Source organism: Streptococcus anginosus (genome assembly GCF_001697145.1).
Taxonomy (GTDB): domain Bacteria; phylum Bacillota; class Bacilli; order Lactobacillales; family Streptococcaceae; genus Streptococcus; species Streptococcus hominis.
The window spans coordinates 1821218-1841262 of sequence record NZ_CP012719.1; the positions used below are offsets into that span (position 1 = coordinate 1821218).

The 20045-nt window shown below is 40.9% G+C and carries 24 protein-coding genes and 1 pseudogene; 7 read left to right on the forward strand and 18 right to left on the reverse strand.

Annotation, left to right across the window (positions count from 1 at the left end; translation table 11 throughout):
• Positions 1-21: 21 nt before the first annotated feature.
• The 13 genes from rplN to tgt form a co-directional block, all read right to left on the reverse strand.
• Positions 22-390 carry a 50S ribosomal protein L14 gene (gene rplN / locus SanJ4206_RS08875; RefSeq protein ID WP_003040810.1) on the reverse strand — a complete coding sequence of 123 codons (369 nt, stop codon included), beginning with the start codon at positions 388-390 and terminating at the stop codon, positions 22-24.
• A 25-nt stretch (positions 391-415) separates the two neighbouring features.
• The gene (rpsQ, locus tag SanJ4206_RS08880; protein ID WP_003040634.1) at positions 416-676 is read right to left on the reverse strand and encodes a 30S ribosomal protein S17; all 261 of its coding nucleotides are present in this window, start codon (positions 674-676) and stop codon (positions 416-418) included.
• A 27-nt stretch (positions 677-703) separates the two neighbouring features.
• Positions 704-910 carry a 50S ribosomal protein L29 gene (gene rpmC, locus SanJ4206_RS08885; protein WP_003029476.1) on the reverse strand — a complete coding sequence of 69 codons (207 nt, stop codon included), beginning with the start codon at positions 908-910 and terminating at the stop codon, positions 704-706.
• Between the two features lie 9 nt (positions 911-919).
• A complete protein-coding gene (gene rplP, locus SanJ4206_RS08890; RefSeq protein ID WP_003029477.1) occupies positions 920-1333 on the reverse strand; it encodes a 50S ribosomal protein L16 in 414 nt (137 codons plus the stop codon).
• Positions 1334-1336: 3 nt separating this feature from the next.
• Entirely contained in the window at positions 1337-1990 is a 654-nt protein-coding gene (gene rpsC, locus SanJ4206_RS08895) for a 30S ribosomal protein S3 (RefSeq protein ID WP_003029478.1), read from the reverse strand.
• Between the two features lie 12 nt (positions 1991-2002).
• Positions 2003-2347: a 50S ribosomal protein L22 gene (gene rplV, locus SanJ4206_RS08900; protein ID WP_003029479.1), complete on the reverse strand. Its 345-nt coding sequence runs from the start codon at positions 2345-2347 to the stop codon at positions 2003-2005.
• 14 nt (positions 2348-2361) lie between these two features.
• The gene (gene rpsS, locus SanJ4206_RS08905; RefSeq protein ID WP_000533765.1) at positions 2362-2640 is read right to left on the reverse strand and encodes a 30S ribosomal protein S19; all 279 of its coding nucleotides are present in this window, start codon (positions 2638-2640) and stop codon (positions 2362-2364) included.
• A gap of 86 nt (positions 2641-2726) precedes the next feature.
• The gene (gene rplB / locus SanJ4206_RS08910; protein WP_003071334.1) at positions 2727-3560 is read right to left on the reverse strand and encodes a 50S ribosomal protein L2; all 834 of its coding nucleotides are present in this window, start codon (positions 3558-3560) and stop codon (positions 2727-2729) included.
• 17 nt (positions 3561-3577) lie between these two features.
• Positions 3578-3874, reverse strand: coding sequence for a 50S ribosomal protein L23 (locus SanJ4206_RS08915; protein ID WP_003029482.1), 297 nt, complete (start codon positions 3872-3874; stop codon positions 3578-3580).
• Positions 3874-4497 carry a 50S ribosomal protein L4 gene (rplD, locus tag SanJ4206_RS08920; protein ID WP_003029483.1) on the reverse strand — a complete coding sequence of 208 codons (624 nt, stop codon included), beginning with the start codon at positions 4495-4497 and terminating at the stop codon, positions 3874-3876. The genes SanJ4206_RS08915 and rplD overlap by 1 nt, the downstream gene beginning before the upstream one ends.
• 24 nt (positions 4498-4521) lie before the next feature.
• Complete coding sequence (gene rplC / locus SanJ4206_RS08925; protein WP_003029484.1) at positions 4522-5148, reverse strand: 50S ribosomal protein L3; 627 nt, start codon at positions 5146-5148, stop codon at positions 4522-4524.
• 215 nt (positions 5149-5363) lie between these two features.
• The gene (rpsJ, locus tag SanJ4206_RS08930; RefSeq protein WP_002894478.1) at positions 5364-5672 is read right to left on the reverse strand and encodes a 30S ribosomal protein S10; all 309 of its coding nucleotides are present in this window, start codon (positions 5670-5672) and stop codon (positions 5364-5366) included.
• A 257-nt stretch (positions 5673-5929) separates the two neighbouring features.
• Positions 5930-7072, reverse strand: a complete 1143-nt coding sequence (tgt, locus tag SanJ4206_RS08935) for a tRNA guanosine(34) transglycosylase Tgt (protein WP_003029487.1) — start codon at positions 7070-7072, stop codon at positions 5930-5932.
• A gap of 125 nt (positions 7073-7197) precedes the next feature.
• Between tgt and SanJ4206_RS10015 the strand changes: the two genes are divergently transcribed.
• The 4 genes and pseudogenes from SanJ4206_RS10015 to SanJ4206_RS08945 all read left to right on the forward strand — a co-directional run bounded on the left by SanJ4206_RS10015 (position 7198) and on the right by SanJ4206_RS08945 (position 9773).
• A complete protein-coding gene (locus SanJ4206_RS10015) occupies positions 7198-7587 on the forward strand; it encodes a DUF975 family protein (RefSeq protein WP_003029488.1) in 390 nt (129 codons plus the stop codon).
• Between the two features lie 33 nt (positions 7588-7620).
• On the forward strand, positions 7621-7974 hold the full coding sequence (locus SanJ4206_RS10020) for a DUF975 family protein (protein WP_022525390.1): 354 nt from the start codon (positions 7621-7623) through the stop codon (positions 7972-7974).
• A gap of 12 nt (positions 7975-7986) precedes the next feature.
• Positions 7987-8175 (forward strand): annotated as a pseudogene (locus SanJ4206_RS10025) (DUF975 family protein); the annotation flags it as partial.
• A 122-nt stretch (positions 8176-8297) separates the two neighbouring features.
• Positions 8298-9773, forward strand: coding sequence for an IS1182 family transposase (locus SanJ4206_RS08945; RefSeq protein WP_022525392.1), 1476 nt, complete (start codon positions 8298-8300; stop codon positions 9771-9773).
• Here SanJ4206_RS08945 and SanJ4206_RS08950 read toward each other — a convergent pair.
• A complete protein-coding gene (locus SanJ4206_RS08950; protein ID WP_003029526.1) occupies positions 9762-10256 on the reverse strand; it encodes a kinase in 495 nt (164 codons plus the stop codon). The two genes, SanJ4206_RS08945 and SanJ4206_RS08950, sit on opposite strands and share 12 nt — an antisense overlap.
• Complete coding sequence (locus SanJ4206_RS08955) at positions 10256-10693, reverse strand: CoA-binding protein (protein ID WP_003029528.1); 438 nt, start codon at positions 10691-10693, stop codon at positions 10256-10258. Before SanJ4206_RS08955 ends, SanJ4206_RS08950 begins: the two co-directional genes overlap by 1 nt.
• 188 nt (positions 10694-10881) lie before the next feature.
• Between SanJ4206_RS08955 and SanJ4206_RS08960 the strand changes: the two genes are divergently transcribed.
• The 3 genes from SanJ4206_RS08960 to SanJ4206_RS08970 are packed head-to-tail and all read left to right on the forward strand — an operon-like array spanning position 10882 to position 13408.
• Positions 10882-11700: a class C sortase gene (locus SanJ4206_RS08960; RefSeq protein ID WP_022525393.1), complete on the forward strand. Its 819-nt coding sequence runs from the start codon at positions 10882-10884 to the stop codon at positions 11698-11700.
• An 11-nt stretch (positions 11701-11711) separates the two neighbouring features.
• A complete protein-coding gene (locus tag SanJ4206_RS08965; RefSeq protein ID WP_022525394.1) occupies positions 11712-12566 on the forward strand; it encodes a class C sortase in 855 nt (284 codons plus the stop codon).
• Complete coding sequence (locus SanJ4206_RS08970) at positions 12563-13408, forward strand: class C sortase (protein WP_022525395.1); 846 nt, start codon at positions 12563-12565, stop codon at positions 13406-13408. The genes SanJ4206_RS08965 and SanJ4206_RS08970 overlap by 4 nt, the downstream gene beginning before the upstream one ends.
• A 4-nt stretch (positions 13409-13412) precedes the next feature.
• On the opposite strand, the gene SanJ4206_RS08975 is transcribed toward SanJ4206_RS08970, so the two are convergent.
• The 3 genes from SanJ4206_RS08975 to SanJ4206_RS08985 all read right to left on the reverse strand — a co-directional run bounded on the left by SanJ4206_RS08975 (position 13413) and on the right by SanJ4206_RS08985 (position 19888).
• Positions 13413-14348, reverse strand: coding sequence for a Cna B-type domain-containing protein (locus tag SanJ4206_RS08975; protein WP_106083882.1), 936 nt, complete (start codon positions 14346-14348; stop codon positions 13413-13415).
• Between the two features lie 102 nt (positions 14349-14450).
• Positions 14451-15920: a SpaH/EbpB family LPXTG-anchored major pilin gene (locus SanJ4206_RS08980; protein WP_106083883.1), complete on the reverse strand. Its 1470-nt coding sequence runs from the start codon at positions 15918-15920 to the stop codon at positions 14451-14453.
• A gap of 11 nt (positions 15921-15931) precedes the next feature.
• Positions 15932-19888: a Cna B-type domain-containing protein gene (locus SanJ4206_RS08985; protein WP_022525399.1), complete on the reverse strand. Its 3957-nt coding sequence runs from the start codon at positions 19886-19888 to the stop codon at positions 15932-15934.
• Positions 19889-20045: the final 157 nt, after the last annotated feature.

A 20045-nucleotide genomic window follows, 5' to 3' on the forward strand; every position in this document is an offset into this window, starting at 1 on the left:
GGGGACTTAGTTTGTTTTTGATTAAAGTACTTCTGGAGCAAGTGAAACAATCTTCATGAATCCATCTTCACGCAATTCACGTGCAACTGGACCAAAGATACGTGTTCCGCGAGGAGTTTTATCATCACGGATAATCACTGCAGCATTTTCGTCAAATTTGATGTATGAACCATCTTTGCGACGAGCACCTGATTTAGTACGAACGATAACCGCTTTTACAACGTCACCTTTTTTAACCGCACCACCAGGAGTAGCTTGTTTTACAGATGCAACGATGACATCACCAATGCTAGCGAATTTACGCTTTGAACCACCAAGAACTTTGATTGTCAAGATTTCGCGGGCACCGCTGTTGTCAGCAACTTTCAAACGAGTTTCTGTTTGAATCATTTAAGTTTTCTCCTTTCTGGTTTGATTAGATGATAACTGCTTCTTCTACAATTTCTACAAGACGGAAGCGTTTTGTAGCTGAAAGCGGACGAGTTTCCATGATACGAACAATATCGCCTTCTTTAGCGATGTTATTTTCATCATGCGCTTTGTATTTTTTAGAGTAGTTAATACGCTTACCATAGACTGGGTGGTTACGTTTTGTTTCAACTACAACTGTGATTGTTTTATCCATCTTGTCAGAAACGACGCGTCCAACAAGCGTTTTACGTTGATTACGTTCCATTTTAGAATTTCTCCTTTCCCAAGTCTATTATTTCATTTCTGATTGAACAGTTTTGATACGAGCGATTTGCTTTTTCACTTCTTTCAAGCGTGCAGTTTGTTCTAATTGACCTGTTGCTGCTTGGAAACGAAGATCAAACAATTCTTTCTTCAATTCTCTTTCACGCTTCGCGAGTTCTTCTTGAGAAAGACCACGAAGTTCTTTAACAAATTCTTTTACTTCATTAAGTTTCATGCCTTCTCCTTATTCAGCTTCACGTTTCACGAATTTTGTTTTAACTGGTAATTTGTGGCTTGCAAGACGAAGCGCTTCACGAGCAACTTCCTCAGGCACACCAGCGATTTCAAACATCACTTTACCACGTTTAACGGGTGCAACCCAACCTTCTGGAGCACCTTTCCCAGATCCCATACGAACCCCGATAGCTTTGGCAGTGTATGATTTGTGTGGGAAGATTTTAATCCAAACTTTACCACCACGTTTCATGTAACGCGTCATAGCGATACGAGCAGCTTCGATTTGGCGGTTTGTGATCCAATGGCTAGTAGTCGCTTGAAGACCATATTCTCCAAATGCTACTTCTTTACCACCTTTAGCTTCACCGCGCATTTTACCACGAAATTCGCGACGGTGTTTAACACGTTTAGGTACTAACATTGGTTATTTACCTCCTTTAGTGTTTTTACGAGCTGGAAGAACTTCTCCGCGGTAAATCCATACTTTAACACCAAGTTTACCGTAAGTAGTATCTGCTTCTTCCCAAGCGTAATCAATATCTGCGCGAAGCGTATGAAGCGGAACAGTTCCTTCAGAATACCCTTCACTACGAGCGATATCAGCACCATTCAAGCGGCCAGATACTTGAGTTTTAATTCCTTTAGCTCCCGCACGCATGGTACGTTGGATTGCTTGTTTTTGAGCACGACGGAAAGCAACACGTTGTTCTAATTGGCGAGCAATTCCTTCACCAACAAGATGAGCATCCAAATCTGGTGATTTGATTTCAATGATGTTGATGTGGACTTGTTTACTAGTCAATTTGTTAAGCTTTGCACGAAGTGCATCAACGTTTGCTCCACCTTTACCGATAACCATACCTGGTTTAGCAGTGTGAAGAGAAACGTTTACTTTATTTACTGCGCGTTCGATTTCAATAGTTGAAACAGCTGCGTCAGCTAATTCTTTTTGAACGAATTTACGGATTGCAAGATCTTCATGAAGGTAATCCGCGTATTCTTTTTCAGCATACCATTTGGCATCCCAGTCACGGATGATACCGACACGCATACCTATTGGATGTACTTTTTGACCCACGATTTTACCTCCTTATTTTTCTGCAACGACCACTGTGATGTGGCTAGTGCGTTTGTTGATTGGTGAAGCTGAACCTTTTGCACGTGGACGGAAACGTTTCATTGTTGGTCCTTCGTTTGCGTAAGCTTCAGATACTACCAAGTTTGCTTTTTCCAAACCAAAGTTGTTTTCTGCATTAGCGATTGCTGAGTTCAACACTTTTTCGACAATGCCAGCAGCTTTGTTTGGTGTGAATTTCAAGATTGCGATTGCGTCAGCGACGTCTTTCCCGCGGATATTGTCAAGAACTAGACGAGATTTACGAGGTGAAACGCGCACTGTACGAGCCATTGCTTTAGCTGAAGTAATTTCTGCCATGTTTTTCTCCTCTCTTATCTACGTGTTTTCTTGTCGTCAGCAGCGTGACCTTTGTAAGTACGAGTTGGTGCAAATTCACCAAGCTTGTGCCCTACCATGTCTTCTTGGATGTAAACAGGAACATGTTTACGTCCATCATAAACTGCAATTGTATATCCGATGAAACTTGGGAAAATCGTTGAACGACGTGACCAAGTTTTGATGACTTTTTTCTTTTCGTCGTTGGCTTGAGCTTCAACTTTTTTCATCAAATGCTCATCGACGAAAGGTCCTTTTTTAAGACTGCGTCCCATTTTTATGTTTTCTCCTTTAAAATATGTACCACAACGGCTTGCACTGACAATCAGCGCTACCGAGCTGGCGGATAGATTGTTTTAGATTATTTCTCGTTGCGACGACGAACGATAAGTTTGTCGGATTTCGCTTTCTTGTTACGAGTTTTAAGTCCAAGAGCAGGTTTGCCCCATGGAGTAGATGGTGCTTTACGACCAACTGGTGCTTTACCTTCACCACCACCGTGTGGGTGATCGTTCGGGTTCATTACAGAACCGCGGACTGTTGGGCGAATACCTTTCCAACGGCTACGTCCTGCTTTACCAAGATTAACCAAACCGTGTTGTTCATTTCCGACAACACCAACTGTGGCACGGCAAGTGCCAAGAATCATACGAACTTCACCAGATTGAAGACGAACAAGGACGTATTTCCCTTCTTGTCCCAACACTTGAGCAGAAGCTCCGGCAGCACGTACTAATTCACCGCCATGACCTGGTTTCAATTCAATATTATGAATCAATGTACCGACTGGGATATTAGCGAGTGGAAGAGCGTTTCCGACTTTGATATCTGCTTCTGGTCCAGAAACGATGCGTTGGCCAACTTCAAGGCCCTTAGGAGCGATGATATAAGCTTTTACACCATCAGTGTAATGTACAAGAGCGATATTCGCTGAACGATTTGGATCGTATTCAATTGTTTTAACAACTGCTTCAACACCATCTTTATTGCGTTTGAAGTCAATTAAACGATAGTGGCGTTTGTGTCCGCCGCCTTGGTGACGAACAGTGATACGACCGTTGTTGTTACGACCGGCTTTGTTGTTCAAAGAAACAAGCAAAGTTTTTTCTGGAGTGCTCGTTGTGATTTCGGCAAAATCCAAAGAAGTCATATTACGGCGACCATTTGTAGTTGGTTTATAAACTCTGATTCCCACGATATTTCCTCCTTAGATTATTCTGTTTCAGCACCAAACAACTCGATTGCTTTTGAATCAGCTGTAAGAGTGATGATAGCTTTTTTAGTTTTATTTGTAAAACCAGTATAACGCCCTACACGTTTTGCTTTTGGTTTTACATTGATTGTGTTCACGTTTGCAACCTTCACTCCATCAAAAGCAGCTTCAACTGCTTGTTTGATAAGAAGCTTATGAGCACGAGTGTCCACCTCAAATACGTATTTACCCTCTTCAAGAAGAGCCATTGAGCTTTCTGTAATGATAGGCTTTTTGATTACGTCATACAAATTCATTATGCAAGAACCTCCTCGATTGTAGAGATAGCTTCTTTAGTAACAAGAAGTTTGTCGCTATTTACGATGTCAAGAACACTTGCAGTTGTTGCAGTTGCAACTTTCACATTTGGAAGGTTACGAGCTGAAAGTGCAGCAAATTCATTTCCTTCTTCAAGAATTACAAGTACTTTTGAATCAATGCTAAGCGCAGCAAGTACTTTCGCAAACTCAGCAGTTTTTGGAGCTGTAAATGAAAGGCTGTCTACAGCTACGAATTTGTTTTCAGCAACTTTTTCAGAATAAACTGATTTAAGTGCCAATCTACGAACTTTTTGTGGAAGTTTGTAGGCATATGAACGAGGAGTTGGACCAAATACGGTACCACCACCACGCCATTGTGGAGAGCGAATAGAACCTTGACGCGCACGTCCAGTTCCTTTTTGACGCCATGGTTTGCGTCCGCCACCTGATACTGCAGAGCGGTTTTTAACAGCGTGAGTTCCTTGACGAAGACTTGCACGTTGACTGATGACAACATCAAATACAACTGATTCATTTGGTTCGATACCAAACACTGCATCATTAAGAACTACTTCACCAGCTTCTTTACCAGTTTGGTCAAATAATTTTACGTTTGCCATTGTGACTGATTTCCCCTTTCCTTATTATTTACCAGCTTTAACTGCTGATTTGATCGTGATAAGAGATTTCTTAGCACCAGGTACGTTACCTTTGATAAGGATAACGTTTTTCTCTGGAACAACTTGTGCGATCTCAAGATTTTGAATCGTCACACGGTTGCCCCCCATACGACCTGCCAAGTGTTTATTTTTGAAAACACGGTTAGGCGCAACTGGTCCCATTGAACCAGGACGACGGTGATAACGAGAACCATGAGCCATTGGCCCACGAGATTGACCGTGGCGTTTGATAACACCTTGGAAACCTTTACCTTTTGAAGTTCCTGTTACATCAACAACATCGCCGGCTGCGAAAGTGTCAACTGTAATTTCTGCACCAACTTCTAAGCCTTCAATGTTTTTGAATTCACGAATGAAGCGCTTAGGAGCCGTGTTAGCTTTTGCTACATGTCCTTTAGCAGGTTTGTTGCTCAATACGTCACGAAGATCGTCAAAACCAACTTGAACTGCGTTGTAACCATCTGTTTCAACTGTTTTCACTTGAAGAACAACGTTTGGAGCTGCTTCAACAACAGTCACAGGGATTAATTCGCCAGCTTCAGTGAAGATTTGAGTCATTCCCACTTTTTTCCCTAAGATTCCTTTTGTCATGAGAAAATGTTTCCTTTTCTATAGTTTTTTCAAAAAGTTTTTAACGAGCGTTTTTTATGCTCAAACCAAGATACAAAGGGCGTCAAACTCAAAGTGAAAATAGGAAAATCGGTGACGGCTCGACGAGCCTAGACAATTTTATCTTTTTCACACAGAGTTTAGCCCGTGTTCAATTTCATCGAACACCAGCTTCTCAGCTTTTTGTTTGCTTGTGATTAAAGTTTAATCTCTACGTTCACACCACTTGGAAGATCCAATTTCATCAAAGCGTCAACTGTTTTTTGAGTTGGGTTAATGATGTCGATCAAACGTTTATGCGTACGCATTTCAAATTGTTCGCGAGAATCTTTATATTTATGAGTCGCACGAATGATTGTGTAGAGGCTGCGTTCAGTTGGAAGTGGGATTGGACCTGCAACTTCAGCACCTGTACGAGTAGCAGTTTCTACGATTTTTGCAGCCGCTGTGTCAAGTGTACGATGTTCGTAAGCTTTCAAACGGATGCGGATTTTTTTGTTTGCCATCTTTTTCTCCTTTTTCGTCTATTTAAGATAATAGGCTAGCTCCACAAGAAAACCGACAGGCGATCACGTGGCAATGCAACCGAGCGTGTCGCAACCTCTTGCATCAAAGCTATAGACTGTTTTTCACAGCACCATAGTATGATACCACACGCGCGGCAATATTGCAAGGGGTTTAGGAAGATTTTTTAACTTTTCCCCAAAAATAAGTAATTTGAAGAAAACTCGTTAAGCTTGACTTAACGAGTTTATTTTATATCCTAAAAATTCCTCTTAGATGAATTGTAACCGTAACGCTCGACGAAGTCTTCGCGGAATTCCAAGAGATTGTCATCGAGAATAGCCTGGCGCACTTTCTTCATTAGATTGACAAGGAAATAGAGATTGTGGTAGCTGGTCAGGCGCAGACCGAAGGTCTCGTCTGCCTTGAGCAAGTGGCGGATATAGGCGCGGCTGTAATTCTGACAGGTATAGCAGTCGCAGTCATGGTCAAGAGCCGTAAAGTCTTCGGCATATTGGGCATTTTTAATAACCAAACGTCCCTCGCTGGTCATGCAGGTGCCGTTTCGAGCAATGCGGGTCGGCAATACACAGTCAAACATATCAATCCCACGAATGACGCCATCAATCAGGCTGTCTGGTGCCCCTACACCCATCAGATAGCGCGGTTTATTTTCGGGCAACATGGGCGTCGTAAAGTCCAGCACCGCATTCATCTCCTCGTGAGACTCTCCGACAGCTAGACCGCCGATGGAGTAGCCGGGGAAGTCCATACTGACCAAGTCCTGCGCAGATTGGCGACGCAAATCCTCAAAACCAGCTCCCTGCACAATGCCAAAGAGACCTTGATCATGCGGACGACGATGAGCTTTGAGTCCTCGCTCTGCCCAACGGCTGGTGCGCTCGATAGACTTTTTGACGTAGTCATAAGGCTGATAAAACTGTGGACACTCATCAAAAGACATCATAATGTCTGAGCCCAGATTATTTTGAATGGAAATCGCTTTTTCTGGTGACAAAAACATCTTGGAGCCATTGAGGTGATTTTTGAAAGTCACACCCTCTTCCGTGATGTTGCGACTATCCGCCAAGGAATAGACCTGAAAACCACCGCTATCGGTCAAAATAGCTTGGTCCCAATTCATAAACTTGTGCAGACCACCTGCCCGCGCAATCAGCTCATCTCCCGGACGCAGCCAGAGATGATAGGTATTGGACAAGATAACCCCTGAGCCCATTTCTTTTAATTCTTCAGGCGACTGGGTCTTGACCGTGGCTTGGGTACCGACCGGCATGAACATAGGCGTGGGAAAGGTGCCGTGCGGCGTGATAATCTCACCCAGACGAGCTCCTGTGTGCTTTTCTTTTTTGATTAGGCGATATTGAATCGGCGAATCTGACATTTTTTACCTCCGAGACTAGGAAAGACAGTCCTAGTTTGTGTTAACAGCCTATTTTACCAAAAAATACACTCGCTGTCAGTAAATTATGCTATACTAGAAAAAAGATTTTATAGTGAGGAGATAATATGAAACCTTTAATGCCATTCCCAACAAGTAAAATGATTCGTGCTAAAGCACGACAACTATTGAGCGAGACACCCGGAATTTACGCCCTCTTTCTAATACCAATCGCAGTCTCTCTATTAAATGTGACCATTGCAATTATGAACAGTCGGGCAGAGGCAGGGAATCCTACAAGTATTATGAATCCAGGACAACTATATGCTCTGTTTTCTAGTGCCACTAGTTTTTCTATTGTCCTCAATTTTGTTCTAGCGATTGCACTGGCGTCTATTATTTTCCAAACAATTAAGCTAGTCCGTAAGCAGACAGAAATTGTTAGCTTTAAAGATTCTCTTCGTGGTTTTCAAAGTGATTTGATTGGAAAGATCTTTGTAACAGTACTTGTTAAATAAGTATTACTTTTTCTCTGGAGTCTAGTATGGACAGTGTCAATCTCAGCTTTTACCCTTGGGGTATTCATCTATGTATTGATGTGGTTTATCGTTGCGGCTAATGGAGGAATTGAACATTGGGGCAGCATAGTTCGTCAATCTTTTGAACAAGTTCCCAACGCATTAAACAACGATTACCTTCTAAATAATGGGCTGATTGCTTTAGCGATAATTATAATTATTGTTAGTATCCCACTCGCCATGATTGGGCTAGCCATCTACCTACCTAAATATTATGCTTATTCTCAAACAGAGTGGGTGCTTTACGATCAGATTTCCGAGGGACGTTATGCAGGACCGCTTGGGGTTATTCGCGAAAGTAAGTCATTAATGAAAGGCTACAAGTAGAAACGGTTCAAGTTAGACTTTAGTTTTATCGGTTGGGACATTTTGACAGGGCTGACCTTAGGTTTAGTGGGAATTTATGTCATTCCTTATCAAACACTTGCTGCGACCGTATTTTATGAAAAATTACGTTCAACAAAAGGAATAGAACCTGCACTTGAGTCTAACAGTGATAATACAATAAGTAGTTCGATTGAGCAGTAAAACAAAGAGGTTACTTCGTAACCTCTCAGATTGAAGACAAAGTCCTAGAAATTCACTTTTCTAAGGACTTTTCTGTTTATCTAGAGTTATAATAAAGGTAAGGTATTCTGGGAGGTATTGCTATGTTCCACAAAGAAAATCCTGACTATAATCGAAATCAAGTCGGGTTCTACAGCCTAGATGAGTTGGTTCCTAAAGATCATCTCTTACGTCAAATGGATCGTGCAGTTGATTTCTCATTTATTTATCAATTGGTTGAAAACAGTTATTGTGCGGATAATGGTCGTCCTAGCTTAGACCCAGTCATGTTAGTCAAAATTCCAATGATTCAATGTCTCTTTGGTATTCGTTCCATGCGTCAAACCATCAAAGAAATTGAAGTCAATGTGGCTTACCGCTGGTTTCTTGGGTTAACTTTAGAAGATAAGGTGCCTCATTTCACAACATACGGCAAGAACTACAGTCGTCGTTTCCAGGATAAACAAGTCATTGAAGCAATTTTTGCTCATATCTTAGGGCTCTGCCTCAATGCTGGTTTGATTGACCCCACTGAAATCTTTGTGGATGGGACTCATATCAAGGCAGCAGCGAACAATCACAAATACATCAATCAAGAAGTTGATGCGCAAGCTAAATTTATGAGTGACCAATTGGAAAAAGAAATTGCCAAAGACAGGGACAAACAGGGAAAAAAGTCGCTAGGGCTCGCCAAAGAAAAAGAGCCCATCAGTAAGAAAATCTCTCCAACCGCCCCAGATAGTGGCTGGTTTCATAAGGGTGACCATAAAGAGGTTTTTGCTTACAATGCTCAAGTAGCTTGCGATAAACATGGCTGGGCACTAGGCTATAGTATCCACGCTAGGAATATCCATGATAGTCAGGCATTTCCTGAACTCTTTGACAAGATTAAAGCATTGAATCCTCACTATCTTATCGCTGATTCTGGCTATAAAACCCCAAGCATCGCTCCTTACTTCTTAACACTAGGTGTCATACCCGTTTTTCCTTATACAAGACCTCGTAATAAAAAAGACATGCTTCGGCCAAAAGAATTTATGTATGATGAGTACTATGATGTTTACCTCTGTCCAGAAAATCACCCCTTATCCTATTCAACGACTACTCGAGACGGCTATCGTGAGTATAAAAGTAATCCAGCTGTATGCCAGTATTGTCCCTTATTATCGGTTTGTACCCAATCAAAAAATCATCAAAAAGTAATCACTCGTCATCTATGGAAAGATGATTTAGAGGTTTGTGAAGACATCCGACACCAAAGAGAGATGAAGGAACGCTATCAACAGCGCAAAGAAACCATTGAGCACTTGTTTGGAACAGCTAAAGAATATCCCAACTTACGTTATACGAGACTAAAAGGAAAGTCCAAAATGGAGGCAACCCTTGGGCTTACTTTAGCGTGCTTGAATATGAAAAAATATAGTAAGATAATGGCTGGAATAGTCTTTTTATTTTGCATAAAAGTAATCCTATCAAGACCAATTGTGATAACAATAGTAAAAGAAAAGACAAACTGGATTAAAATTCCAGTTTGTCTTCAATCTGAGAGGTTACTTCGTAACCTCTTTTTATCGTTCTAGCTGCCAACATATCTGCTCAAAAGCTTGTTTCAAAGTCACATCATCTGTAAACAGGATTTCCTCTTTCCAACCGAGAATGTCTTTATCAAGCCACCAACGCTTCATGTCAGCAGGGCTAAATTCGGATACTTTTGAACGCGTCATATGCCGACGAACTGTCTCCTCAAAAGACAAGTCATAGTAGTAGGCTAAAACCTTGTTGTCAAAAAGCTGACGCAAGTGCTCCAACATGTCACCATAAATATCCGTTTCATAAAAACCTTCAACAATCACCAGCAAATCATGCTCATATCCATAACGAGCAATCGTTTCTGTTAGAGAAATGGATAAATTATCTGGTTCTACTTTTTCCTTGAGCATATCACGCCGGACAAGGTCTTGCGAAATCACAAGCGTCCTACGACCAAAATGATTTTGTAATTTTTTAGCTAGGCTGGTTTTCCCAGAACCAGAATTCCCCCGAATGATGACTAGTTGCGCCATTAGTCAATCTCCTTCACCAGACGATTGTACTCACGCTTGATGCAACGGTTCATAACGATATGATCACAACCTGCCACCCTCAAAAGCTCTTCCGCCTCTTGACTTTGAAGTCCCAACTGCGCCCAAAAAATCTTAGCATTTGTCTCAATAAAATCACGCGCCACACCCGGTAAAAATTCGCTCCGCCGAAAGATATTGACAATATCCACGAAAACAGGAATATCCTGCAAACGCGCATAAGCCGTCTCGCCTAAAATCTTTTGACCCGCTAACTTGGGATTGACTGGAATGATCTGATAACCCAGCTCCTGCATGATCTTTGAAATACGATTGCTAGTCGTTTCCTCGCGGTCAGAAAGTCCGACTACTGCAATCACTTTACTCGTCTCCAAATAGGTCTGAATCATGTAATCACTAGGATTTTGAAATTCGTACATAAAATACCTCACTTATTTCCTTATGACCAGTATAGCATTTTTTGAAAAAGGAGGCAGAAATTGGGGCTAGGATTTTTTTAGGAACGAATCAGCAAATATAGCTGCCAATTATGATATAATGGTTAGATAGATAAAAATATAATAGTCTTACCAGCGACAAAAATAATTGCTAACATCAAAGGAATATAATGAAAAAATTTTTTAATTTATTGACAAACTTAACGATTATAGCCGGTATCCTCATCATCAGTTACCCTGTTATTAGCCAAATTTATTACAATTACCAGACCAAACAAGAGGTTAAGGACTTTGATTCGTCTGCACAAAAATTAACTTCTGAAGACGTGACGGAACGGATAAAACTAGCTACTGCTTACAACCGCTCTTTACAAAATTTGACAATAACAGATCCCTATACCAAAGAAGAAAACGCTAAAGGGCAAGCAGAATATGCTCGAATGCTGACTGTTCATGAAAAAATAGGTAGAATCTCCATTCCTAAAATTGATGTTGACCTGCCAATTTATGCCGGTTCAAGTGAAGAAGTCTTACAAAAAGGGGTGGGGCACCTCGAAGGAACCAGTTTGCCGATTGGTGGTCAGAACGCCCACACTGTTCTAACTGCCCACACGGGCTTGCCCAATAATCGCCTTTTTACCGACTTGGATAAAATGAAGGTAGGCGATAAATTTTTCATTCAAAATATCGCTGAAACACTTGCCTACGAGGTTGATTCCATAACGGTGATCGAGCCGACCCAGTTTGACTCTCTAAATATTGTACCTGACAAAGACTACGTGACTTTGCTGACCTGTACTCCTTATATGATCAATTCACACCGTTTACTTGTGCGAGGCCACCGTATCCCTTACAAACCAAGTGAAGAAAAAGTGAAAAGTCCGATTAGTCATATCTCTATTCCACCGCTTTATCTAGTCGTTTTCGCAATTCTATTCCTCATTTTCATTATTTTGGCTTGGAATAAGTGGAAATCGAAAAAAGCATAGAAAGAACTATCATGTCAAGAAAAAAGAAAAACAAAAAATGGTTACAACTAACCTATAAGATACTTACCATTCTGGGTTGCTTGATGATCTGTTATCCCTTTGTCAGTCAGATTTATTACCAATATGTGACTATGCAGGAAACAAAGCAATTTGACGACGAGAAAGGTAAATTAGCTGATCAAGATGTTGAAAAACGCATTGAACTCGCTAAAGCCTATAACAGCACCTTGTCCCCAGAAAAAATAGGAGACCCTTTCTCAAGCAGAAAAAAAGAGGAAGGTGTAGCCGAATATGCTCGCATGTTGCAACTGCAAGAAAAAATTGGCTATGTCACGATTCCTTCTATCAATCAAAAAATTCCCATCCGAGCAGGTTCATCTGAGAATGTCTTGCAAAATGGAGCAGGCCACTTAGAAGGAACTAGCCTCCCTGTCGGTGGAGTTAGCACCCATACGGTCATCACCGCCCACAGGGGACTGCCCACAGCCAGACTTTTCACTGACCTGGATAAGGTGAAGGTTGGAGATGTCTTTTACATCACTAATCTCAAGGAAACCTTGGCTTATCAGGTGGATAAGATTTTAACCGTTGAGCCCACTGATTTCAAACCAATACTGGTTAAAGGGGGCGAAGATCGTGCCACTCTTTTGACTTGCACGCCTTATATGATCAATTCTCATCGCCTACTCGTTCAAGGCAAGCGCATTCCTTTCCACGAAGCTGAAAAGAAGGAAAAAACAAAGATTGACTTTTTTGCCCAATACAAATGGTTTATCCTTCTTGCTGCCGGACTCATCCTCCTACTCTTAGGCTATCTACTCTTTAAAATGTTAAGAAAGAAAGGAAAAGAAACATCACTTTCATGAAAAAGAAAAAACAATTACTTGGGCTGAGCCTCCTGTTAATTGGAATTGCGCTCTTCCTCTTTCCTTTTTTATCTATGATTAAAGAGGACATTTGGCAATCCAATGCTCAGCGCACCTATCAGCAGACCAGCGAGAAAACATTCCAAAAACAACGAACAGCCTTAGAACAAACCACTGTCACCGGAGCTATCCAAGATATTTTCCTAACAAAAAAAGAGACCGACGCCAAGCAAAAGACGCCCTACTCAGATCTGCTAGATACCAATCAAGTTGCGGGACGCATGAGCATTCCTGCTTTAGGACAACATTTCGACCTTTATCTTGACGCCGACTATGATAAGCTCCTAAAGGGAGTAGCGACCCTTGTCGGAACATCTGCCCCCTTGGGTATAAAAGGACAGCGACCGATTATTGCAGGACATAGAATTAATTACAATGGCATGTCTTTCTACTTCCTCCCCTCCCTCAAAAAGGGAGATAGAATTTATTTCGATATTCTTGGGAAAAATTTAGAATACGAAGTGACCGATAGCGAGGTCATCGATGAATACGAGAGCGAAAAACTCAAACCGATTGAAAACGAGGATATGGTCACGCTTATGACCTGTGTGAACGAACCAAGCTATGACAAACGTCTGCTTGTCAATGCAAAAAGGATTGTTTCAGATAGCGAAAAAAAGCAAAACGTATCTGCTAATCCCTTGATTTCCTTTGTTAGCAACCAACATATCAAACTTGGTTTCAAATTACAAAGGCTTGCCCCTTATTTGATTGTGATTGTCGGAACAGCGATTTTTCTCTTTTTCACCAAGCGACTATGGAATATCATAAAAAAACACTGATGAATCAGTGTTTTTTCTCGCTTTTATAAAGCTTATATCCTAGTCCGATTAAAACGACGGCAAATCCTAAAAACCAATAAATGGCTAAGGTTCCCGTTTTGATAATCGGTGTTCTTGGCGTAGTCGGTGGCACCAGAGTATTGGTAATCACCGTGCCAGTTTTATCTGCCATGTTTTGATAAGTTGCTGTATAGCCATTAGGAACATCTTCTTCAGCTGTGTAGGTGTAGTCTTTCCCTGTCGCATCTGCTTTTTCCAAGTTCATAAAGGTATGTTCCCAGTTATTGCTGTCACTCAGCTCAATTTCATCAATGACTTGCCCATTTTGTTTGAGATGAACAGTGATACTGTTTAACTTTTTACCTTTCCATTCTTTCCGAACTTTAAAGCTTGTCTTGTCCTCTCTCTGTTTTAAAACCTGCTTGGGATAGACATGAACGGCGTCATTTCCTACCGTGAAATAGCTGCCATCGGGTTTTGTCACAGGCAGTTCCACTTCTAATGGAACTGGTGTCGCATCACCCAACGTCTGATTTCCTGCTAACTTTGATTTTTCTTTATTGACAACAATATAGTACTTACCTGCCTTCAAACCACTAAAGGTGAGTCGACCGCCATTTTCAGTTATCTTTGTTTGAACAAGCTCTCCATCCGCCTTATCCTTGTGGATGTCAAAAGCAACGCCATCAATGGTTGAGGCTTCACTGCCAAAATAATTCTCAATATCTAAAGGCTGCCCAGAATAACTATCTTTTCCTCCACCTTTGGGCCAACCATTCAAATCTTTTAACTTAACCAAGGTTAAAACAATATCGTAGGTTGCATCTGATGAGGCTTGATTTTCCTGAGATGAGACGGTTGTAAATGGCCGCAAAGTTACCAAAATAATAATGACCGTAAGTATGGATAGCAGACTGCTCAATATTCTTTTTCTTGTCATAGTATCCTCCTAAAACATAGTACTTGCACTCTTCACTAGGATATTCAACTGTTTTAAATACCCTAGTGAAGAGGTAAGGATTGTCCTTACTTCTTCATTTTATTACTTAGCTGAACGACGTTTCGCAATGAAACCTAAACCAACAACCAAGACACCGGCTGCAATCACGAGAGCTGAACCGATACCACCCGTTTGTGGGATAGTGACTTTGTTGTTGTTAACTTGGTTAATTCTACCTGTGTAAGTTGTTGATGAGATGGTGAACTCAACTGGTTGTTGCAACAAAGCATAACCAGTTGGTGCTTCAACTTCGACCAATTTGTACTTAGTTTCACCAGTGGCGTTGTCATCTCCTTTTTTACCATAAGGAAGCCCCTTAACTTCAAAAGTACCATCAGAAGCTGACGTGATGACAGTTGCATCTGCTTTATTAGCAACCCACTCATTTTTAGCAGGAGTTGTTCCTGATGCAGCTGTTTGTTTCAAATACTTGTCACCAGCTTCATTTGTAACAACAAACTTAGCCCCTGCAAGTTTAGCTGATGTCGCTTTGTCAACTTTTTCAAACTTAGCACCACCAGTGTGGAGTTCTGGAGGAGTAGTTGGTTCAACCTTTTTCGTTGAATTAGGGTTAGTACCATAAGTCAACTTAACATCATTGGGGTTGGCTGCACCCATAACCGCTTCTTCATTGATGACTGCGTCATAAGTAATAGTGATAACATCTTTTGGATTTAATGTTTTGATGTAATTTTCATTGAAAGCAATGCTAATTGTTGCTCCTTTTGTACCAACTGCATCTGTACCAGTAGTTGAATAGTTAGAAGGATCTACAACAGTGCCACCATTTTTAACAACAAGGTTGCCTGTGTAAGTCAAACCTGCTGAGAACTTATCGGTGAATGTTAAAACTTTATAGTCTTTAATACCTTCTGGCATTGTAGAAGTGACCTTGAAGATCTTTGTTTCACCAACAAGAGCAGTATCGTGTTTAGCGTCTTCGCTAACTACTTTGTCAATACTTGGTTTGTCAACGGTATTTTTGGGATAAACGTGAACAGCATCATTACCAGTTGTGTACCATCCACCGGTAGCCTTAAAGACTGGTAACTCAATTTCCATTGGAACCGCAGCAGATTTTGCAAGTTGTTCCTTTGAAGCAAGGGTTGATTTTTCTTTCTTCTCAACAATCATATACTTGCCAGCTCTAAGACCTGTGAAAGTAATCTGACCATTAGAATCTGTCAAGCCTTCAACTTTAGTCCCCGTAGCCATTGCACCAACATGGCCGGGCGCACTTTCATCATATTCATGAACTTCAAACCAAACACCTTCAAGTGTCTCTGAACCTGCACCAAAATAATTTTGGATGTTTAACTGTTGCCCTGTATATTTTGTACCATCTGCACCAGTTTGTTTTGGCCAATCATTTAAGTTCGCCATTTTAACCTTAGTCAAGACGATGTCATATGTTTCTTCCGTAGTCGCAAAAGTTTTATCTGCCCCAAATGCTAAAAGCACGATACTAAGAGCTGCTAAAAACGAGAGGAAATATCGTTTTACGTTTTTCATTGTGTTGCCTCCTAAAAAGCCTTTCTATTTTTTTGCATATAATGTAAAATTACTGCCAATGTTAATGTTAAAGTTCCCATCAAGATATATGGTAGGATACCTGAGCCACCCGTATTTGGATAAGTCGGGTTCACCTTGTTCTTCACCGTCAAAGTTGCTGTTTCTCCGATATTTGCATCCGTAAAGGTAACTTTCTTTTCAGACGCATCACTGATTTCCAAATAATACTTTGGAACAACCTCTTCAATGTAGTAGGTGTAGTACTTACCGGTGGTCTTGTCCTTAGGTGGGTAGCGTTTTGTAGATTCCCAGAGATATGGAGCAGTCGCAGTCCGCTCTAACTGAATCGTCTCAACAAGCTCTCCATTTTGAGTTTGTCCGTTCGTTGTCCGGTACAACTTAACCTCTAGTTTCTTAGGTAGCTGGTCATTCGCAATCTGATTGCCGTCCTTGTCATACCAGAGTTTCCTAATTTTAATCGACGGATGCCTCGTGTTGGTGATGACAAAGCCATTCTGAGCGTCACCACTATAATCGACATCATATCCAGACGGAATCACCTTTTCCCTGACCACGTACTTAAAGTCGGTGATTTTTTTACCACCTACCTTTTTTTGAAGATACTTAGTTGCAAATTCTTCATCTAAATGTGGCCCAAAAGAATCTTTCCAGTGATTGCTGTCAGAGAGCTCTTTTTCTTCTTTAAGCTCTTCTTTTGCAACACCGTCTTCCTTCCAAGTAGCGTAGAGCTGTGCCGTTATTTTAGAATGTGTTGTTTCAGAATCATGCCACTTCTTCTCAACCGGAATGGTAATCCGCTTGTTGACTCTGTTGGTAACCTCATTGGACTCACCAAAGTTTGTCCCGCCATTATATCTTACGTGGAAAGTATTGATAGCAATTTTGCCACCGATATTATTATCCTTATCATAAGCCGGAACTTTCATATCAAGAAGAGCATGGAGCAATTTATCTTGAGGAATAACAGTACCCGTTTTAGAAACAATCTTGATTGCTGTGACATCTTTGTAGTTGCTTGGGGCCTTTGTCCAATTTGGACTATTCATCTCCGTAGCGGCGTCCATGGTTGGATACTTATCCGTCCGGTAATAAATATCAAACTGATCTGTTACGTCGTTTCCTGCCATTTCCATCTTGACCGGTCCAGTCAAGGTATTGGAGAAAGCCGTACTTTCAGCTCCCTTCGTTCTACCGTCACCGACGTGGGGAAGAACATCATAGAGCTCAACTTTATTCAAAGGTTGATTGATATAATTTTGAATTTGTAGGTCATATTGGAAGTGACCTGAATTAGTAGTCACACCACTGTAATCTGTTTCAATCTCAGCCTTGCTGAAAGACCTGCCATAGTACAAAGCTCCACCTTCAACCAGAGGTTCCGTACTACGGATATATTTGAAACTTTGTCGACTTGATACTGTATTTCCCAAAACTTTTGAAGTTGTTTTTACAATTTTATCCGTCGTTTCGCCATTCATGTTGATATCTTTGTCATCATTCACAATCTGACCCGAATCTGCTTGAATGGCATCTGGGAACGGTTGCCCATTGTCTTGGTAAAAATAAAGTTCATTATCGTTGTTAAAAGTTGGTGTCTCCGATGTGGATTTGATAATTTCATCATTAATGACAAAATTCTTTAATTTAAAGCTATAACCCGCACCATTATTTAAGTCTTTTACTAAACCTGATTTTAGCCTTATCTTTATAGCTGTACGACCAGTACCACGATAGTTTTCAATGACTGAAAATTTATCAATCATGTCCAGATTTGCTAGCCCAATTGCTTCAAGCATATCTTCCGCTTTTGTTTTGTCTACACCTGGTGCAATACTAACTCCTTTAGGAAGGAGATCAACAAGCGTTGGATTCTTCAGATAGCGTGCTTTGGAAAGTTGTTCAAGATGTAACCCTAAGAAGAAGAAAAGTGATTCTCCTACTAAACCTGTTTTACCTGTTTGGTCAGTCGTTTTTGAAAGTCTAATCTTTTCTTGAAACGGTACGAATTGCTTACTCCATTCAGCGGATGTATTAATTGAAACATCTTGATTTTTAAAGTTCGTTACTTTAGCATCAAGGCTTACCACATTTTTAATGTTTTTTTCAGGAGAGTAGGGAACATGATAAGGGTCTTTGAAAGCCATATAGACGAAACCATCAATGTACTTCCCAACTGGTAATTCATATCCGTTAATAAAGTGGATAGTTATTTTAGTGTATTTTGGAGTGACAGCCGGCGCTGCCGATTCTGTCATTTCTCCATTTCGGATCTTTTCGGCAGCGGCATTTAGCTCATTTTGTGCTTCTTCATTAATCTGCTGTCCTGGCGTAAAAGTATCAAACTTACCATTGCTCTTATAGGCACGGATTTCTATCTTGTCATTGATAGGTTTACTATTTGAGCCTTGTCTTTCAAAGAAAGAACCGACGCTAGTGAAATACAGCCTTGGGTCGAATTTACTAGCATCTTCAGTCAGCACAATTTCTTTAAGTGGTTTTGATAACTTATTTTCTACCTTAACTGTATAGTCTAGTCGCTGTGCATAAAGTCCCGGCACATCATAGTTTACTGTTTCATGTTCTGTTCTTTTTGCAAGAATTCCTGTTCCATCAAAATTATCCGCAATGAGATTAAAAGTGATGTCGTCATTAGTAGTATATTGCTCATTTGCTGACGGATTGAAAGGAGTTGCTGTAATCTCTGCCTTATTTGTAAAATCAGGTTTGTCTCCATTATCCTTTTTGTATTGAGCATCTGGGAAAGACAGGTACAATGTAGCCTTGCTGACATCAATATTATGACGGAAGTCCGTATCAAATTCACTTTCTGAAAAAGTCTTTGTATAAGTGACTGTCCCATCACCGTTATCTGTCCAATCAGGATTAAGAGCTTGGTCAAATTTAGCAGTAACCGTTTGACCTTTACTGTTCGTATAAGTCGGCAACTTGTCCTTGATGACGACTTTTTGCATCATCCGCTGCTGACCTGAGTTTGGCTGCACGGTGTAAGTAAAATTGAATGCTACTGGTTCTGCGCCTGTTTCAGAAATCCTAGTTGGATCCCCAGTCTTAGCCGTCCCACCATAGAGAAGTTGACCATCTCGATCGCTAACACCAACCACCTTCCTTAGGTTCATATCTGGATAGGTTGGAGTATACTCTTTATCCGTTGCCGTATCTAAAGTATTACCATCCTTGTCCTTCAGCGTAACTTTAGGTTGCAGTTTATAGTCTTTTGGAACTAGGCCTTTAGTAAATCTGAAAACATAGGGCATATTGATTTGAGCAGTTGAGGAGATCGTGTTGAAATAAACACGAAAAATAGTTTTGTCGTTTTTCTTAATCAGTTCTGTCGTTTTCACCAGACCCGGGTCAGCTGCATTCCCGCTCTTAAGTTCTCCTATAGCAATATCCTCTATATAAGCATTGGTCTCTAACACCTTGCCGCCCTGATACAGAGCTGTTGGAATCTCAATATCTAGGTAAGCCCCCTCTAACGGTGTTGAGGAGCCTATCGTAGAGCCATCAATGTTAACATAAGAGGTAATTGCCTCACCTGTTCGATAGGCTGACTGAGAGTTAGGAGTTATTGTTATTTTGGGAGCACCCGATATTGCCGTCGGTGTAGGAGGAGGTCCCGGCGGCAATTCGTCATCATCATCTTCTGATGTAGTCGCAGCTGGAGTCGTTTGGCTCGTTGAGCTGCTACTTTCTTGACTAGAAGAGCTACTAGGGGGTCCCTGACCCTCGTTGACAGTGCTTTTCTGAGTTTCACTACTAGAACTTTCTGAGTCTTCTTTTTTGGCAGTTTCAGCAGGATTACTTACTAGAGCAGAAGGCGGGCTAGTCTGTTCTTGTGCGAAGGCAAGAGAAGCACCACTCACTCCTTGTAAAATTGTGTTCATAAGCAGAATCAGAACTAAAAATATACTGCCTTTTTTCTTCATTGCCTCTCCTTTTCCAAATTTATTTTATATTCCGGACAAAATTTAATATATATATATATATATATATTAAAACATTTCATAAAACAGCTTTTTATGAAATTTATTTCTGTATGGAAGTCATGCTATTCCCTTCAGGACCTTGATTTAACGAAGCCCA

Coding starts and splice junctions, on each gene's coding strand:
- rplN (WP_003040810.1), bottom strand. CDS start 390: ATGATTCAAACAGAAACTCGTTTGAAAGTTGCTGACAACAGCGGTGCC.
- rpsQ (WP_003040634.1), bottom strand. CDS start 676: ATGGAACGTAATCAACGTAAAACGCTTGTTGGACGCGTCGTTTCTGAC.
- rpmC (WP_003029476.1), bottom strand. CDS start 910: ATGAAACTTAATGAAGTAAAAGAATTTGTTAAAGAACTTCGTGGTCTT.
- rplP (WP_003029477.1), bottom strand. CDS start 1,333: ATGTTAGTACCTAAACGTGTTAAACACCGTCGCGAATTTCGTGGTAAA.
- rplV (WP_003029479.1), bottom strand. CDS start 2,347: ATGGCAGAAATTACTTCAGCTAAAGCAATGGCTCGTACAGTGCGCGTT.
- rpsS (WP_000533765.1), bottom strand. CDS start 2,640: ATGGGACGCAGTCTTAAAAAAGGACCTTTCGTCGATGAGCATTTGATG.
- SanJ4206_RS08915 (WP_003029482.1), bottom strand. CDS start 3,874: ATGAATTTGTATGACGTAATCAAAAAGCCTATCATTACAGAAAGCTCA.
- rplD (WP_003029483.1), bottom strand. CDS start 4,497: ATGGCAAACGTAAAATTATTTGACCAAACTGGTAAAGAAGCTGGTGAA.
- rplC (WP_003029484.1), bottom strand. CDS start 5,148: ATGACAAAAGGAATCTTAGGGAAAAAAGTGGGAATGACTCAAATCTTC.
- rpsJ (WP_002894478.1), bottom strand. CDS start 5,672: ATGGCAAACAAAAAAATCCGCATCCGTTTGAAAGCTTACGAACATCGT.
- tgt (WP_003029487.1), bottom strand. CDS start 7,072: ATGTCAGATTCGCCGATTCAATATCGCCTAATCAAAAAAGAAAAGCAC.
- SanJ4206_RS10015 (WP_003029488.1), top strand. CDS start 7,198: ATGAAACCTTTAATGCCATTCCCAACAAGTAAAATGATTCGTGCTAAA.
- SanJ4206_RS08945 (WP_022525392.1), top strand. CDS start 8,298: ATGTTCCACAAAGAAAATCCTGACTATAATCGAAATCAAGTCGGGTTC.
- SanJ4206_RS08950 (WP_003029526.1), bottom strand. CDS start 10,256: ATGGCGCAACTAGTCATCATTCGGGGGAATTCTGGTTCTGGGAAAACC.
- SanJ4206_RS08955 (WP_003029528.1), bottom strand. CDS start 10,693: ATGTACGAATTTCAAAATCCTAGTGATTACATGATTCAGACCTATTTG.
- SanJ4206_RS08960 (WP_022525393.1), top strand. CDS start 10,882: ATGAAAAAATTTTTTAATTTATTGACAAACTTAACGATTATAGCCGGT.
- SanJ4206_RS08965 (WP_022525394.1), top strand. CDS start 11,712: ATGTCAAGAAAAAAGAAAAACAAAAAATGGTTACAACTAACCTATAAG.
- SanJ4206_RS08970 (WP_022525395.1), top strand. CDS start 12,563: ATGAAAAAGAAAAAACAATTACTTGGGCTGAGCCTCCTGTTAATTGGA.
- SanJ4206_RS08975 (WP_106083882.1), bottom strand. CDS start 14,348: ATGACAAGAAAAAGAATATTGAGCAGTCTGCTATCCATACTTACGGTC.
- SanJ4206_RS08980 (WP_106083883.1), bottom strand. CDS start 15,920: ATGAAAAACGTAAAACGATATTTCCTCTCGTTTTTAGCAGCTCTTAGT.
- SanJ4206_RS08985 (WP_022525399.1), bottom strand. CDS start 19,888: ATGAAGAAAAAAGGCAGTATATTTTTAGTTCTGATTCTGCTTATGAAC.